Origin of the sequence: Janthinobacterium sp. HH106 (genome assembly GCF_001758725.1) — a bacterium.
In the GTDB taxonomy this organism is placed as follows: Bacteria; Pseudomonadota; Gammaproteobacteria; order Burkholderiales; family Burkholderiaceae_D; genus Janthinobacterium.
On record NZ_LRIC01000002.1, the window covers coordinates 591,472 to 606,818 of the forward strand.

At 60.4% G+C, this 15,347-nt stretch carries 19 protein-coding genes; 13 read left to right on the forward strand and 6 right to left on the reverse strand.

Features of this window, described 5'->3' with window-relative positions; all coding sequences use genetic code 11:
• Positions 1-33 precede the first annotated feature (33 nt).
• The 13 genes from selD (at position 34) to JAB8_RS03300 (ending at position 9,497) form a co-directional block, all read left to right on the forward strand.
• The gene (selD, locus tag JAB8_RS03245) at positions 34-1,098 is read left to right on the forward strand and encodes a selenide, water dikinase SelD (RefSeq protein WP_070288454.1); all 1,065 of its coding nucleotides are present in this window, start codon (positions 34-36) and stop codon (positions 1,096-1,098) included.
• A gap of 25 nt (positions 1,099-1,123) precedes the next feature.
• Entirely contained in the window at positions 1,124-1,993 is an 870-nt protein-coding gene (locus JAB8_RS03250; protein WP_070288455.1) for a putative selenate ABC transporter substrate-binding protein, read from the forward strand.
• Positions 1,994-2,162: 169 nt separating this feature from the next.
• Positions 2,163-2,975 (forward strand): ATP-binding cassette domain-containing protein, encoded by an 813-nt coding sequence (locus tag JAB8_RS03255; protein WP_070288456.1) that lies wholly within the window; start codon positions 2,163-2,165, stop codon positions 2,973-2,975.
• Between the two features lie 17 nt (positions 2,976-2,992).
• Positions 2,993-3,805 carry an ABC transporter permease gene (locus JAB8_RS03260; RefSeq protein WP_070288559.1) on the forward strand — a complete coding sequence of 271 codons (813 nt, stop codon included), beginning with the start codon at positions 2,993-2,995 and terminating at the stop codon, positions 3,803-3,805.
• Positions 3,802-4,599: a phosphonate ABC transporter, permease protein PhnE gene (phnE, locus tag JAB8_RS03265; protein WP_070288457.1), complete on the forward strand. Its 798-nt coding sequence runs from the start codon at positions 3,802-3,804 to the stop codon at positions 4,597-4,599. Before JAB8_RS03260 ends, phnE begins: the two co-directional genes overlap by 4 nt.
• A gap of 25 nt (positions 4,600-4,624) precedes the next feature.
• Positions 4,625-4,990, forward strand: a complete 366-nt coding sequence (locus JAB8_RS03270; RefSeq protein WP_070288458.1) for a hypothetical protein — start codon at positions 4,625-4,627, stop codon at positions 4,988-4,990.
• Positions 4,991-5,047: 57 nt separating this feature from the next.
• Positions 5,048-5,689 (forward strand): hypothetical protein, encoded by a 642-nt coding sequence (locus JAB8_RS03275; protein WP_070288459.1) that lies wholly within the window; start codon positions 5,048-5,050, stop codon positions 5,687-5,689.
• Positions 5,686-6,180, forward strand: a complete 495-nt coding sequence (locus tag JAB8_RS03280) for a GNAT family N-acetyltransferase (protein ID WP_217494183.1) — start codon at positions 5,686-5,688, stop codon at positions 6,178-6,180. Before JAB8_RS03275 ends, JAB8_RS03280 begins: the two co-directional genes overlap by 4 nt.
• A 219-nt stretch (positions 6,181-6,399) precedes the next feature.
• Positions 6,400-6,750 carry a hypothetical protein gene (locus JAB8_RS03285; protein ID WP_070288460.1) on the forward strand — a complete coding sequence of 117 codons (351 nt, stop codon included), beginning with the start codon at positions 6,400-6,402 and terminating at the stop codon, positions 6,748-6,750.
• Between the two features lie 114 nt (positions 6,751-6,864).
• On the forward strand, positions 6,865-7,251 hold the full coding sequence (locus tag JAB8_RS27990) for a hypothetical protein (RefSeq protein ID WP_071654374.1): 387 nt from the start codon (positions 6,865-6,867) through the stop codon (positions 7,249-7,251).
• 143 nt (positions 7,252-7,394) lie between these two features.
• Positions 7,395-7,613, forward strand: coding sequence for a hypothetical protein (locus tag JAB8_RS03290; protein WP_070288461.1), 219 nt, complete (start codon positions 7,395-7,397; stop codon positions 7,611-7,613).
• Between the two features lie 351 nt (positions 7,614-7,964).
• Positions 7,965-8,648: a hypothetical protein gene (locus JAB8_RS03295; protein ID WP_070288462.1), complete on the forward strand. Its 684-nt coding sequence runs from the start codon at positions 7,965-7,967 to the stop codon at positions 8,646-8,648.
• A complete protein-coding gene (locus JAB8_RS03300; RefSeq protein WP_070288463.1) occupies positions 8,649-9,497 on the forward strand; it encodes a phosphodiester glycosidase family protein in 849 nt (282 codons plus the stop codon). It begins immediately after the preceding gene.
• Positions 9,498-9,552: 55 nt separating this feature from the next.
• Here JAB8_RS03300 and JAB8_RS03305 read toward each other — a convergent pair whose 3' ends face one another.
• From JAB8_RS03305 to cyoB, 6 genes are all read right to left on the reverse strand, one after another.
• Complete coding sequence (locus JAB8_RS03305) at positions 9,553-10,089, reverse strand: response regulator transcription factor (RefSeq protein WP_034788474.1); 537 nt, start codon at positions 10,087-10,089, stop codon at positions 9,553-9,555.
• The gene (locus tag JAB8_RS03310) at positions 10,079-11,428 is read right to left on the reverse strand and encodes an ATP-binding protein (RefSeq protein WP_139142923.1); all 1,350 of its coding nucleotides are present in this window, start codon (positions 11,426-11,428) and stop codon (positions 10,079-10,081) included. Before JAB8_RS03310 ends, JAB8_RS03305 begins: the two co-directional genes overlap by 11 nt.
• The gene (locus tag JAB8_RS03315) at positions 11,412-12,173 is read right to left on the reverse strand and encodes an SURF1 family protein (protein ID WP_254679431.1); all 762 of its coding nucleotides are present in this window, start codon (positions 12,171-12,173) and stop codon (positions 11,412-11,414) included. The genes JAB8_RS03310 and JAB8_RS03315 overlap by 17 nt, the downstream gene beginning before the upstream one ends.
• A gap of 77 nt (positions 12,174-12,250) precedes the next feature.
• Positions 12,251-12,637 (reverse strand): cytochrome o ubiquinol oxidase subunit IV, encoded by a 387-nt coding sequence (cyoD, locus tag JAB8_RS03320; RefSeq protein WP_034788483.1) that lies wholly within the window; start codon positions 12,635-12,637, stop codon positions 12,251-12,253.
• Positions 12,634-13,272 (reverse strand): cytochrome o ubiquinol oxidase subunit III, encoded by a 639-nt coding sequence (gene cyoC, locus JAB8_RS03325; protein WP_034788486.1) that lies wholly within the window; start codon positions 13,270-13,272, stop codon positions 12,634-12,636. Before cyoC ends, cyoD begins: the two co-directional genes overlap by 4 nt.
• Positions 13,265-15,268, reverse strand: coding sequence for a cytochrome o ubiquinol oxidase subunit I (cyoB, locus tag JAB8_RS03330; protein ID WP_070288466.1), 2,004 nt, complete (start codon positions 15,266-15,268; stop codon positions 13,265-13,267). Before cyoB ends, cyoC begins: the two co-directional genes overlap by 8 nt.
• Between the last annotated feature and the right edge of the window lie 79 nt (positions 15,269-15,347).

Genomic DNA, 15,347 nt, shown 5'->3' on the forward strand with positions numbered 1-15,347 from the left:
TCATCGTTGTACACAACATCAGCAGGAATTTCCATGTCAGATAGCGCAGCAACATCCAATACCCCCATCCGATTGACCGAATTTGCCCATGGCGGCGGCTGCGGCTGCAAGATCGCGCCCGGCGTGCTGGCCGACATTTTAAAGGGCAGCGGCGGCTTTCCCCTGCCGAAAGAATTGCTGGTCGGCATAGAAACCTCCGATGACGCGGCCGTCTACCAGCTCAACGACGAGCAGGCGCTGATCGCCACGACGGATTTCTTCATGCCCATCGTCGACGACCCGTTCGACTTCGGCCGCATCGCCGCCACCAACGCCATTTCCGACGTCTACGCCATGGGCGGCACGCCCATCATGGCGCTGGCCCTGGTCGGCATGCCGATCAACAAGCTTCCCGTGGAAACCATCGGCCTCATCTTGAAAGGCGGCGAAACCATCTGCGCCCAGGCCGGCATCCCCATCGCCGGCGGCCACACCATCGATTCCGTCGAACCGATCTATGGCCTCGTCGTGCTGGGCCTCGTGCACCCGTCGCAAGTGAAGCGCAATGCGGGCGCGCGCGCCGGCGACAAACTGGTGCTGGGCAAGCCGATCGGCGTGGGCATCCTGTCAGCCGCGCTGAAGAAGAATGCACTGGACGCGGATGGCTACGCTTCCTTGATCAACAACACCACCAAATTGAATACCCCAGGCAAGAAACTGGCCCTGCTCGACGGCGTGCATGCGCTGACGGACGTGACGGGCTTCGGCTTGCTGGGCCACACGCTGGAACTGGCGCGCGGCGCCAAGTTGCAGGCGCGCATCGCCATGGCTGACGTGCCGCTGCTGCCGCAAGTGCAGCAACTGGCGCAGAATGGCAACATCACGGGCGCCTCGGGCCGCAATTGGCAGGGCTACGGTGCGCAAGTGGCGCTGGCCGACAGCCTCAGCGCCATCGACAAGGCGATCCTGACGGACCCGCAGACGGCCGGCCCCCTGCTGGTGGCGTGCGCGCCGGAAGCCGTCGAGCACGTGCTGGCGATTTTCCGCGCCGAAGGCTTTGGCGACGCCGTCGTCATCGGCGAGATGCAGGATGGCACGACCGGTGTTTCCGTATATTAATGAACAATCTTTCAAAGGCAGTCCCATGACCACATTCTCCAACAAGTTCCCCGCCATCCTGGCCACCGTCGCCGCCACCCTGGCCATCCACAGCGGCCTGGCGCAGGCGCAGCAAGTATTGCGCGTGTCCGCCATCCCCGACGAAGCGCCGACGGAATTGCAGCGCAAGTTCAAGCCGCTGGGCAGCTATCTGGAGAAAAAGCTGGGCATGAAGGTGGAATTTACGCCCGTCACCGATTACGCGGCCTCCGTGGAAGGCTTGATCAATCACAAGCTCGACATGGTCTGGTTCGGCGGTTTCACGTTTGTACAAGCCAACGTGCGCAGCGGCGGCAAGATCGTGCCGCTGGTGCAGCGCGAGGAAGACACGAAGTTCCGCTCCGTGTTCGTGACCACCAGCAAGGACATCAACCAATTGTCTGACCTGAAAGGCAAGAACTTCACGTTCGGCTCGGAATCGTCGACCTCGGGCCACTTGATGCCCCGTTACTACTTGCTGGCCGCCAAGATCAATCCGGATACGGACATGAAGCGCATCGCATTCTCGGGCGCGCATGACGCCACCGTGGCGGCCGTGGCCGGCGGCAAGGTCGATGCGGGCACCTTGAACATTTCCGTATGGGAAAAGCTGGTCGAAGCGAAAAAGGTCGATCCAAGCAAGGTGCGCGTGTTCTACACGACACCGGGCTACTACGATTACAACTGGAGCGTGCGCGCCGACATGAACCCCGTCGTGCGCAAGAAGCTGACGGACGCCTTCCTGGCGCTGGACCCATCGACGGCCGAAGGCAAGGAAATCCTCGAGCTGCAGCGCGCGACCAAATTCATCCCGACCAAGGCCGAGAAATACAAGGATATCGAAGCGGCCGCGCGCGATGCGAAGCTGTTGAAGTAAACTACGTCGTCGCGTTTTATCGTAGGTCGGATTAGCGGCAAAGCCGCATAATCCGACACAAGCGATAATGTCAACAATGTTGTCGGATTACGGCCTCCGGCCTAATCCGACCTACGCTGCCGTCGCATGGCGTAATCCGACACACCAACGCCCCCATACCGAACATCGCATGACATTCCAACTTCACAAGGTCAGCGTCCACCACGCGGGTGCCGTCGGCAATGCGCTGGCCCTGCGCGACGTGGACCTGGACGTGGCCCAGGGTGAACAGATCGCCCTGATCGGCCCTTCCGGCGCCGGCAAGACCAGCCTGCTGCACACCTTGGCCTGCGCGCTGCGCCCGGCATCGGGCACCTTGCACATCCTGGGCACGTCGCCCTGGCAAGTCGGCAGCGGCGAACGCCACGCCTTGCGCGCTCGATTATTCCTGGCGCCGCAAACGCCGCCCTTGCCGCCGCGCCAGCGCGTCGTCAACGCCGTGCTGGCAGGACGCTTGCCGCAATGGAGCTTGTGGACGGCCATCCGTTCGCTGGTCGCGCCCGTCGATCCGCGCGCCGCGTGGGAAGCGCTGGGCAAATTCAACCTGCAGGATAAACTGTACGCCAGGGTCGACCGCCTGTCCGGCGGCGAACGCCAGCGCTGCGGCATGGCGCGCGCGCTCGTGTCGGATGCCCAAGTCTTCCTCGTCGACGAACCGCTGTCCGCGCTCGACCCCACCCTGGCTTTGCAGACGATCCATGTGCTGCAGGCGGAAGCGACGGCGCGCAACGCCACCCTGATCTGCAGCCTGCACCAGGTGGAGATCGCGCGCGCCTGCTTTACGCGCATCGTCGCCCTGCGCGACGGCCAGATCGTCTTCGACTTGCCTGGCGCCGAGGTCAGCGACGCCATGATCGCCGAGCTGTACCGCAACAAGGCCGACGCCGCGCCCCAGTTCGAATCGGTGGAAGCGAACCTGGACGCCGCGAGGCCCCTTTGCTGAAGAGCGCCGACGCCGCCATGCCGCGCGACCCCGCCTGGCGCGGCCGCCTGACCGGGGCTGCCATCGTGCTGCTCGTGCTGTGGCCGATGCTGGTGCAGGCTGAGTTCAAACCGTGGATACTCTGGGATGCGCAAAGCCTGGCAGCCACCTGGCAATTCATCGCCAGCTTCGTGCCGCCCGCCCACTCGCTGGAATTTTTGCAGCTGGTGGCCATTTCCAGCTGGGAAACCATCGCCATGGCCACGGCCGGCATGGCGCTGGCCATGCTGGGCGCCATTCCCCTGACCTTGCTGGTGACGGAGCGCTTGTCGATCTCGCGCATCGGCAGCGGCCAAGTGTCGCCGCTGGCCGCCAGCGTGCGCCATGGCGTGCGCGCGCTGCTGGTGCTGCTGCGCAGCGTGCCGGAACTGGTCTGGGCATTGCTATTGGTGCGCATCGTGGGACTGGGGCCGACGGCGGGCGTGATCGCCATCGCGCTCACGTATTGCGGCATGCTGGGCAAGGTGTATGCGGAAATCCTCGAATCATCGGACGCCGCCGCCTGCAACGCGCTATTGCACAACGGCAGCGGCAGATTAAAAGCCTTGCTGTACGGCGCCCTGCCCGAATCGGCCGCGGAACTGGTGTCGTACACGATCTACCGGTGGGAATGCGCGATCCGCGGCTCCGTCGTCATGGGATTTGTCGGCGCGGGCGGCCTGGGCCAGCGCATGGATGAATCGATGAAGATGATGGCAGGCAATGAACTGGCCACCATGCTGATGGTGTTCGTGCTGCTGGTGGCGGGCGCCGACGCCGTCTCCGCCATGCTGCGCCGGAGGCTGGCATGAAGACTGAACCGATGTTGCCCGCCCCTGCCCCCGTGCGCTGGTCGACCTGGGCCTTGCTGGCCGGTCTGCTGCTGCTGGTCATCGCCAGCTTCGCCACCCTGCCCCTGAAATGGGGAGAATTCTTCAGTGCCGATGCCGTGCGCACGACGGCCGATTTCCTGCACGGCTTCGCCCCGCCCGAGCTGGCCAGCCCTTTCCTGATGAAAGTGGGCATTGCCACCTTTGAAACACTTGCCATGTCGGCCATCGGCACGGTGATCGCCGCCATCCTGGGCGCGCTGCTGGCCCTGCCCGCCAGCGGCCGTTTCGGCAGCCTGGCGCGCAACGCGACGCGTGGCGTGTTGAATGTGCTGCGCTCGATCCCGGAGCTGGTGTGGGCCTCGATCCTGCTGATCGCCGCCGGCCTGGGCCCGTTCGCGGGCACACTGGCGCTGGCCCTGCACACGGTGGGCGTGCTGGGCCGCTTGTTTGCCGACGCGTTCGAAAACTGCCCGCCCTTGCCGGCCGCCACCCTGCGCATCAACGGCGCCCGGCCTGCGGTGGCCTTTTTGTACGCCACCTTGCCGCAGTGCGGGCCGCAGATGATGTCCTACACTTTGTACCGCTGGGAAAACAATATCCGCGCCGCCGCCATCCTCGGCGTCGTCGGTGCGGGCGGCCTGGGGCAGATGCTGAAATACCATCTGTCGCTGTTCCAGATGCAGAACGCCGCCACCGTCATCGTCGCCATGCTGCTGATGGTGGCCGCCGTCGATGGCCTCAGCTACCTGCTGCGCCGCGCCATGACCCGCTAATTTTCACTTTTCACAAGGAATGCCCATGTCAGGCTGGTGGACGATTATCTCGACAGAAACGCCGGAACAAATGGCCGATATGACGAAAGTCAACAAGGAAGCGTTTCTCGCCACGTGGGAAGCGGGCCTGTTCGGCGCCGACTGGATCGCGCAACTGTGTGAGCAAGGCAAGGCGACCCAGCTGGCCTTCAATGGTTTCCCCAACCGCTACACGGCCTCGGCGGACGTCATCGCGCCCCTGCTGCTGGCGGGCATCGCCGAAGCGCAGGATGGGGAATTTCCGCAGGACCAGCTCACAGGCTGGCCCGGCAGCATTACCGTGTATCCGGAGCGCATCGCCGCCTGCAGACCTGGACAGTTGCTGACCATCGAAGTGTGGGACCAATCGTAAATGATGATCAGAGGCAAATGATTTACACTGGCAGCTGAACAATAAAGGAGTCCATGCATGGGATTGGCAATAGCAGTCGGCGCTCTGGCCGACCTGCACGAAGAAGACCCGGAAGGCGCGCAATGGTTGGCCGATTCCCTGGCGCAAGCGAACGCCCTGCTGAAAAAAGCGGGCTTGCCGCAGCATGGCGAACCGCTGGTCTTGCCGCAACTGCAGTCGCGCGCAGCGCTTGATTCCTTTCCATACAGCTACCTGCATTATTTGCGCCGCGCGTATGCGCATGCGGTCCAGGATGGGCAATGGCGGGCCACGCCGCTGGCCGAAGGCGAGGATCCAAGCGAAGATCCGGTGCTGGAAGCAGCGCAGGATGACCTGGACAGCCACCTGCTCTGCCATTCCGATTGCGAGGGCTTTTATTTCCCCCTCGTCTTCGACGACGTCATTTTTGCCGATGATGAACATCCGCTGCTGGGCGGCATGCTCGGTTCCTCGTACAGCCTGCGCGCCGAACTGGTCACGGTCGCGCCCGCGCTGGGCATTTTCCTGCTCGGCGACGAGCTGAGCGATGAAGAAGCGGCCCGCATCAATGCACGCATCGACGACGAAGACGGTCTCGAGCGCGAACTGATCGCCTGGCTGGCCGCGTATGAAGCTTGCAGGCTCAGCATCGAACACAAGACGGCGATCGTCTTCAATTGAGCCTGCTGATACGCCCCACCACCGCCAGCGACTGGCCGGCGCTGAAAGCCACGCGCCTGGCCGCGCTGCTCGACGCCCCCACAGCCTTTGGCGCCAGCCACGCCAGCGCGGCCGCTTTTTCCGATGCCGACTGGCAGCAGCGCGCCATCAGCACGCCGCAGCGCACGTTTTTCCTCGCCTTTGACGGAGAACAAGCCATCGGCCTGGCCGCGCAAGTGGTGGCCGGCAATGGCGAATGCCATTTGATCGCGATGTGGGTACAGTCCGCATATCGGGGCCTGGCCGTGGCGCAAGGCCTGGTCGAGGCCGTAAAACAATGCGCCGTGGACAATGGCCATCCTCGCCTGGTGCTCGACGTCGCGCCCGAGAATGCGCGTGCGGCGGCGTTTTACCAGAAGCAGGGGTTTGTCTTTTTGCCGGAATGGGAAGCGCTGGAGAGCCATCCGCATATCCGCGTGCAGAAGATGGAGTGGCTAGCGCCGGCTAGCTGATAGTGGCCCAGGCCCTGACACCGCTGGAACTGTCGGGGCGCGCATACAACACGATGTGAGCAAAATTGTGGGGACGGCAGCAAACGACGCAATGATCCTGTTAATATTGCCAAATACTTAAATGACTGGCGCCATCCGACGGACAAGTGCCACGCCATTCAAGCATGACGGATGTATTTTCCTGCCCCGCAGGCCACTCTTGCATAGACTGTCAACACCATGAAAAAACTGCTCCTGGGCGCCCTCGCCGCCTGCTGCGCGCTGCATGCCGGCGCCGCCCCTGTCGAAGACTTCATCGGTACCTGGAAACTGGAACGCACCACCGTCCCGAACTATGTCGTCATCAAACAGGAAGGCGAGCGGCTCGTGGCGCTGCGCTACTCGCGCAATGTGCTGACCAACAAGATCACCGAGCGGCGCTTTCCCGCCAGCTATGCGAACGGCGACGTCACCATCGCTGCGGGCGAGACCATCATCGAAGCGCGCAGCGTGAATGACGTGGCGACCGTCAAGACGCTGGCGGAAGCGTACAAAAAGATTTCGTCCTCCACGGCCGCACCGACTAGTTAAGGAATGGCGCAGATTTGAGTCACATCATCATCCGCCAGCGCTATCCGGGTGCAAAAGATGGAGTCGATAGCTCCGGCATGAGCGCAATCAGTTGGCACACCCCGAGGATGAAGCGTGTATGACTGGATTTTCGACGCCATCGTCTGGGTCGTTCGCCTGCTGGTCTATAACGTAGTAGGAACGGTCATCGAAAAACTGTTCTATTGGCCGGGCTGGGCAATGCTACGGCTGCTCACCCTGGGCCATTACCCTCCGGCAAGAGGGCTTCCTCACCATCATTTTGCCGTCGCCCTGTTTACTGCAATAGTCATTGCTTCCGGCTTGCTGATGGCATGGGGCATAAATACAGTTGGGCGTATTTGGGGGAAACAGCGATTTCAAGCACTTCATTCATCCCAGTTGACACTCCGTCTTAAAAACCTGCCTTTACAGGTGTTTTTTTCCATACTCACATTGATGAGTAGAAAGATTGGGTATGCGTGCACGACAAGGCCGAGCTGACCGTGAACCGCAAGGCGGGTCCCGTCAGATGGACACACTACGTCAGGAGCACGGCGGCCAGTGACACGCTCCGCCGCCTGGGCGACCTGCGGCTGGCCTGCGAAGTCCATTGAACCATCGACAAGGACAACTTGCCTTTTGCGATGAGCACGGCGAAGAGCGCACTGGTCGGCCCCTGCAATTTCGTGTCGCAAAAAGGCACCTACAGCTTTGCCGAAGGGTGGCGCATCACGGCTGCGACGATCAGCTTCAACGGCAAAAGCGCGCCCGTGCCATTCAGCGGCAAGTCGTTCACGCAGCCGCTGCGAGAGCAGGACTGGGACAATGACAGTATGATCGAACTGGCATTCGACCTCAATTAGCTTTCGCAAGTATTTCACTGATCCTGCCGCTGACGTGCTTGAGTATCCTGCACGGCCGGCCCCGCGTTCGATATGGCGCGCTGCGGTGAGAAAACTCCTCCATCTACTGAACCGCTTATCAACACCTGCGGGTGCTGTGCTGGTCTGCCGGATGACGCCGGCGCAAGCCGTGCATGGGAATCGGAAATAACGGCCATTTAGCAGCATATCTAGATATTTATCAGGATCTGAGCAACTGCAACTGCAAGAATTAACATTCACGGCAGTGCAAGCTTGGGTACGATGGGCTTTCAAGACATTGATTAATCATATTCCTTTGCTGCCATCGTTATTTATCTCCGGAGCGACCACATGGAAGCATCCAGCAACGAGTGTGATTCCAGCCAGAAGGAAGCTGATTTTAATGCCCAGATGGAGCTGTACGTCAGGCGCAAGTTAAAAATCTTTGGCGCACTAATTACAATACTGACATTTCTCTTTGGCGCGCTTGGAGTCGCAGGGATCGGATACAAGGAAATCTTTTTCACGCCGTTAATAAAATATATCTATCCTCCCTCGGTGATACGTGACGAATTGCTGAAATTGAGCGGCGATACGAATAGCAAGGAATCGAGTGCCCTGAAAAGCAATGTCCTGGACTTTCTGCATGACCATGTGGACTCGGGCTATACCAAGGTGATGATTCTGCCAGCCAAGGGGAAATTCAATGACAACAATATCCCTTTCTATTCAACTCCGGAACAGGAAGTCGAACTGACCATCTACGTCGATACGGAACAACTGGACTTCCGATATGTGGCAACGGTGGACCAGAAACCGATCGATGACGACGGGGGGAGCGACCATTCCATTCCAATGAGCCGTCCCGTTCTGAATATCTCGCTGGCCAGGAAACTCAATTTTGATGAGTTCTCCAAACATAAAAGACTGCCCAACCTGCATTTGCTATCGATCAGTCCGACCGATGTGCAGAAAAAGGATGTCATCATTACATGTGTAATTATCGTCAGGAACAAAAAAATAAGGCAACAATAAATGTCCCACTTCAAGACACGACTGGTTTACCTATGCATCTCGGTGCTGGCGAGCATGGCAATGTCGTTGGCGCATGCAGTCAATTCCTTGCAGTACAAAACAGTGGCTCCCGGAATAGAGATCGGCGATATCACCCTCGCAGCGAACAAAAACATCGCTGATTCCGTGAATTTCCATGTTATCCGGGTCAATCCGGCGCTGGTGCACATATCGGTTGTCGACGTACGTTACTTGTCCAATCCGCATGACAAGAATTCCATGCAGGTCGCCTACAGCCTGCGCGAAGTGATGCGGCTCATTACACCTGTTGCGGCAATTAACGGTGGTTACACGCGGTCCCTCATCAAGCCGATACCGACCGGTTTGATTTTATCGGAAGGCAAGCCCACGTCGAAAATCATCAACGATTCCACGAAAATCAGGGGCGTTGTCTGTATCCACCGCGATGGACGCGTCGCCATCGATGAAATCAGCACCATCGCTACAGCCGACTGCCTGTCTGCCATTCAATCAGGTCCGATGGTCATCGAGAAAAATGGCGTCAACGGCATTCGCAAGACGCAACAAGCGGTCAAGGCCATCCGTTCGCTGGTTGGCATCGATCAAAAGGGGTGGATGTACCTGATACAGACGACGAGCGCCTCACTGTTCGACCTGGCGGAGATACTTCGCCCGGGTGGCGCCCTGAACACTGAGCTGAGCGCCGCCCTCAATCTTGACGGAGACATCGATTCAGGGATGATGGTCAGAGAGGAGAACGGTACCCGTATCTTTGGCAACGTGGATGCGGTCATACCCAGCGCCCTGGTCATCCATTCGCTCCCGTATCGCGCCAGGCGCCAGAAATAAGCGCAATGCCGTAACAGCTGCACCTTGTGTGAGGTCTGGCAAGCCGGGAAATCCCCTACTTCACCCGCTGCTTTTCCAGCTTGCGCGCCAGCGTGCGCCGGTGCATGCCCAGTCTTCTCGCCGTTTCGGAAATATTGAAATCCGTCTCGGCCAGCATTTCGTGGATGCGTTCCCATTCCAGGGTCTTGATGTTGGTGGCGCGGTTCGTCAGTTCGATGTCGGCGTTGCCGGCCACGTGGCCGAAGGCCGCTTCGATGTCGTCCGTGTTCGACGGTTTCGCCAGGTACTGGCAGGCGCCCAGCTTGATCGCTTCGACGGCCGTGCCGATGCTGGCGTAGCCCGTCAGCACGACGATCAGCATTTCCGGGTCGTGCTGGTGCAGCATCTGCACGCAGGCCAGGCCCGAGGTGTTGCCATTGAGTTTCAAATCGACGACGGCGTAGTCGGGGCAATGCTGTTCCAGCAAGGCGCTCGCCTCGTCGAAATTGGTGGCCAGGATGACCTGATAGCCGCGCCGTTCGAACGAGCGGCCCAGCGTGCGGGCAAACGCGGCATCGTCTTCCACGATCAGTAACAGACGGTCATCCTGCATGGTGGTCGCTTTCTCTTTCCAGTTTGATGGCCGCCAGCGGCAAGGCCAGGTGCACCACCGCCCCGCCCTGCACCCGGTTGCGCGCAGTCACCGTGCCGCCCAGGGTACGCGCGACATTGACCACCAGGAACAGACCGAGGCCGCCGCCGGGCTTGCCCTTGCTGCTTTGATATGGTTTGCCCAGGTGCGTCAGCATCGACGGCTCGAAGCCGGGGCCCGCATCGGTAACGACCAGGTGCAAGGCGTCCGCTTCGCGCGTCGCTTCAAAACGCAGCCATTCGGGCGACGCTTCCAGCGCATTGTCGAGCACATTGCAGATAGTTTGTTTCAAGGTCGAATCGAAGACGACGGGCACATCGTGCTCGATGCGGTTATCGTACTCGAAATCCTGGATCGGGCGGCTCGTGCGCCACTCGTCGACCAGGTCGTTGAGGAAGGTATTGATCGTCGTCTTCACGGAAGATTCCCCGCGCGCCTCGCCCGCCGACAATAAAATGCCGCTGACGATGCTTTTGCAGCGCTGCAATTGCGCCTGCATTTCCGTGATTTCTTCCAGCATCTCGCTGTTCTTGCTCAGTTCCGGCATCCGGCGCCAGTCGCCAAGGATGACGGACAGGGTTGCCAGCGGCGTGCCCAGCTCGTGCGCGGCGCCCGAGGCCAGCAAGCCCATGCGGATGATGTGCTCCTCTTCCGCCGCACGCTGGCGCAAGTCGGCCACCTTGGCGTCGCCGGCCCGCTGGTTGCGGTTGATGCGCGTGATGAACACCACCAGCAAGGCGGCGTTCAAAATAAAACAGATCAGCAGGCCCTGCACGTACAGGCTGGAAAAGCCGCGCTCAGGGTCGATCGGCAGGATCAAGGGGCCGGGCAGCAAGGCCAGGCCCGCCAGGCACAGGCTGGTAATGGCCACCATGATCCACGTCGACCACACTTCCAGCAGCACGGCGCTGAGGATGACTTGCAATAAATACAGGAAGGCAAACGGATTGCTGATGCCGCCGCTCAGGTAGAGCTGGGCCGTCAGCACGGTGACGTCGACCAGCAGAGCAAGGAACAGGGCCGTGTTGGAAACGGGCTGGCGCTCGTGCCAGCGCAGCAGGCTGGCCAGATTGAAGGCAATCAGGCAGGACAGCACTTCCAGCATGTAGGGCACGGGCAAGGCGATGCCCAGTCCCACGCCCACGCCGAAGATCGTGCTGATCTGGCCGATCACGGCCAGCCAGCGCAGCTGGATCAGCAGCTTCATGTTCTGGTGGCCAGCCGGATGTTCCATCTCGGCCGCCACGGCGCCGCGTTCTAGTACCTCGCGGTTGGGCAGGATTTCAATCCTGCCTGGCATGGTCGCTTTCCTGGCGATCGGCATTGCCCGCCTTGCGCGCGCGGCGGCGCTTGTCTTCGCGCACGATCCACCATGTGATGCCGGCCACCATCAGGGCCAGCGCGAACCACGTCAAGGCGTACACGAGGTGGTTGTTGTGGAACGAGATCACGGTCAGGCCGCCGACGGGGGCGTCACTGGCCGTTTCCGATTTTTCCTTCGCATCGACGAAATACGGCGCCACGTTGGTGAGCATATGCGAGGCGGCGATGGCGGCCACGTCGCGCGAATACCAGTGCTGGGTGGCAGGACTGTTTTCGCGCAGGAAACCGCCGCCCGTCTCGCTGATGCGCAGCAAGCCGTCGACCTCGACGATGCCGGCCGGCGTGCTGGCGCCGATGCCGGCGCGTTTCGGCACAAAGCCGCGGTTGATGAGCACGGTGCTGCCGTCGGCCAGGCGCAAGGGCGTCACCAGCCAGTAACCGCTGCCCAGTGCCGTCGTTGCTTGCACCAGGGTATTGAATAGGGGGAGATAAGTACCGGAGAGTCGCACATGGCGGTATTCATCCGTTTGCTGCGTGATGCTGGCCCAGGCTGCGGGTCCAGGCGCGTCCGTTGCGGGCGCATGTACGCGTTGTTCGACGCGCTCGATCAGGTCAAGCTTCCAGAACAGGCGCTTGACTTGCCAGGTTCCCAGGACGCAGAAACCGGCAAACAAGATCCCCGCCAGCAAGGCTAACGCAATTTTTGAATAATGCACAGCCATGCCGCGTGGGCCTGGCGCGGCATCTTGCGATGCGGCGCCAGGGGCGCGCCCGGTGTTGCTTGGGCGCGGTTGACTCATCATGGAGCCGTTTTCGTATGCATGTACTCAGGCATCAGATCCGGCATCATGTTGTGGTTCATGTGGTACATGACCCACAGGGAACCGGCCATGGCGATGCCCACGATCATGATCGTGAAGATCAGCGCCATCATGTTCCAGCCGCCTTCGGACTTGGTGTTCATGTGCAGGAAGTACACCATGTGTACCACCACTTGAACGGCCGCGAATGCCAGCAGGACCAGGCCCATGGTGCCCGAGTTGGTGATGGCTTTCGTCATCACCAGCCAGAACGGAATGGCCGTCAGGATCACCGACAGGATGAAACCGATGGCGTAGCTTTTCAGGCTGCCATGATCGTGGTTGTCATGGTGGTGGCTATCGCCGTGTGTGTGGTGGTCGCTCATGGCAGCACTCCCATCAGGTAGACAAAGGTGAAGACGCCGATCCAGATGACGTCCAGGAAGTGCCAGAACAGCGACAGGCACATCATGCGGCGGCCGTTTTCCGGGGTCAGGCCATGCTTGTTCAACTGGAACATCAAGGTCACGAGCCAGATCACGCCGAACGTCACGTGCAAGCCGTGGGTACCGACCAGGGCAAAGAACGACGACAGGAACGCGCTGCGCTGCGGACCGGCGCCTTCGTGGATCAGATGAATGAATTCATACATTTCCAGCGACAGGAAGGCCAGGCCGAACAGGCCCGTGATGCCCAGCCAGACCAGGGTGCTGCGCAATTGCTTGCGCTGCATGGCCAGCATGGCGAAGCCGTAGGTGATCGACGACAGCAGCAGCATGGCCGTGTTGACGGCCACCAGCGGCAGGTCGAACAGCGCGGCGCCCGTCGGGCCGTCCGCATAGCTGCGGCCGACCACGGCGTACGTGGCGAACAGACAGGCGAAGATCAGGCAATCGCTCATCAGGTAGAGCCAGAAACCGAGCAAGCTGCCGTTTTCCGGATGATGCTCGCGCACAAAGTAGCTGCGCGTGCTTGGTGCGGCGCCAGCGGCGCCGGTGTTATGGGCGATGGTATCAGACATGGCTGCTCAGCAATTTAGTATAAGCGTCTTCGGTACGGACCACTTCTTCCGCAGGAATGTAGTAATCGCGCTTGTAGTTAAAGGTATGGACGATGATCGTAATCATCATGACCACGAAGCCAACGCTGGCGACGAGCCACATTTGCCAGATCAGGCCAAAACCGACCAGTGCGGACAGTGCGGCGATCACGAAACCAGCCCAGGTGTTCTTCGGCATGTGGATCTTCGTGAAACCGGACGTCGGACGCTGGTAACCGTGTTTCTTCATGTCAGTCCATGCATCGAGTTCGTGCACTTGTGGCGTGAAGGCGAAATTATAGTCTGGCGGTGGCGACGACGTCGACCATTCCAGCGTACGGCCGCCCCATGGGTCGCCGGTGACGTCGCGCAGGGCGTGACGGTTGCGGAAACTCACATAGAACTGCATCAGCAGGGAACCGATGCCCAGCGCGATCGAGACGGCGCCAAACCAGGCGATGATGGTCCAGATTTGCAAGGATGGATCTTCAAAGTGGTTGACACGACGGGTCACGCCCATCAGGCCCAGCACGTACAGCGGCATGAAGGCCAGGTAGAAGCCGACGAACCAGAACCAGAACGAGCACTTGCCCCAGAACGCGTCGAGCTTGTAGCCGAAGGCTTTCGGGTACCAGTAGTTGATCGCAGCAAATACACCGAACACCACGCCGCCGATAATCACATTATGGAAGTGGGCGATCAGGAACAGGCTGTTATGCAGCACGAAGTCCGCTGGAGGTACGGCCAGCAGCACGCCGGTCATGCCGCCGATGGTGAAGGTGACCATGAAGCCGATCGTCCACAGCATAGGCAGTTCGAAGCGGATACGGCCGCGGTACATGGTAAACAGCCAGTTGAAGATCTTCGCGCCCGTCGGGATCGAAATGATCATCGTCGTGATGCCGAAGAAGGAGTTGACGCTGGCGCCCGAACCCATGGTGAAGAAGTGATGCAGCCATACCAGGTACGACAGGATCATGATGACGCAGGTGGCGTACACCATCGAGGCGTAGCCGAACAGGCGCTTGCTGCTGAACGTGGCGACCACTTCCGAGAACACGCCGAACAGCGGCAGGATCAGGATGTAGACTTCCGGGTGACCCCAGATCCAGATCAGGTTGACGTACATCATGGCGTTGCCGCCCAGTTCCGTCGTGAAGAAGTTAAAGCCGGCAACGCGGTCCAGCGACAGCATGGCCAATACGGCCGTCAGCACCGGGAAGGCGGCGACGATCAGGATGTTGGTGCACAGTGCGGTCCAGGTGAAGACGGGCATTTTCATCCAGGTCATGCCAGGCGCGCGCATCTTGACGATGGTGGCGATCAGGTTGACACCGGACAATAGCGTCCCGACCCCGGCAATCTGCAAGGACCAGATGTAATAGTCTACCCCCACGTCCGGACTGCCGACGATGCCCGACAGCGGCGGATACGCCAGCCAGCCCGTGCGGGCGAATTCGCCGACGAACAGCGAAGCCATGACCAGGGCGGCGCCCATGGTGGTCATCCAGAAGCTGAAGTTGTTGAGGAATGGGAAAGCCACGTCGCGCGCGCCGATCTGCAGCGGCACCACGTAGTTCATCAGACCCGTCACGAAAGGCATCGCGACGAAGAAGATCATGATCACGCCGTGGGCGGTGAAGATCTGGTCGTAGTGATGCGGCGGCAGGAAGCCGGCATTGTCGCCAAAGGCGATCGCCTGCTGGGTACGCATCATCAGCGCGTCGGCAAAGCCGCGCAGCAGCATGACCAGGCCCAGGATCATGTACATGATACCGATTTTTTTATGGTCGATACTGGTGATCCAGTCGCGCCACAGGGTACCCCAGACGCGGAAATACGTCAGTGCCGCAACGAGTGCGATACCGCCCAGGGCGACCATTGCAAAGGTCGCCAGCAGGATAGGTTCGTGAAATGGAATTGCATCCCAAGTCAGACGGCCGAATATAAGCTTCGTCAGATCAATATGGTCTAGCATTGTTACTCTCAGAGAAAAAAGGGAGGCGCCAGGCAAGCGGCGCCAGTATCTGCAGCGCCACTACGATGCGCTGCGGGAT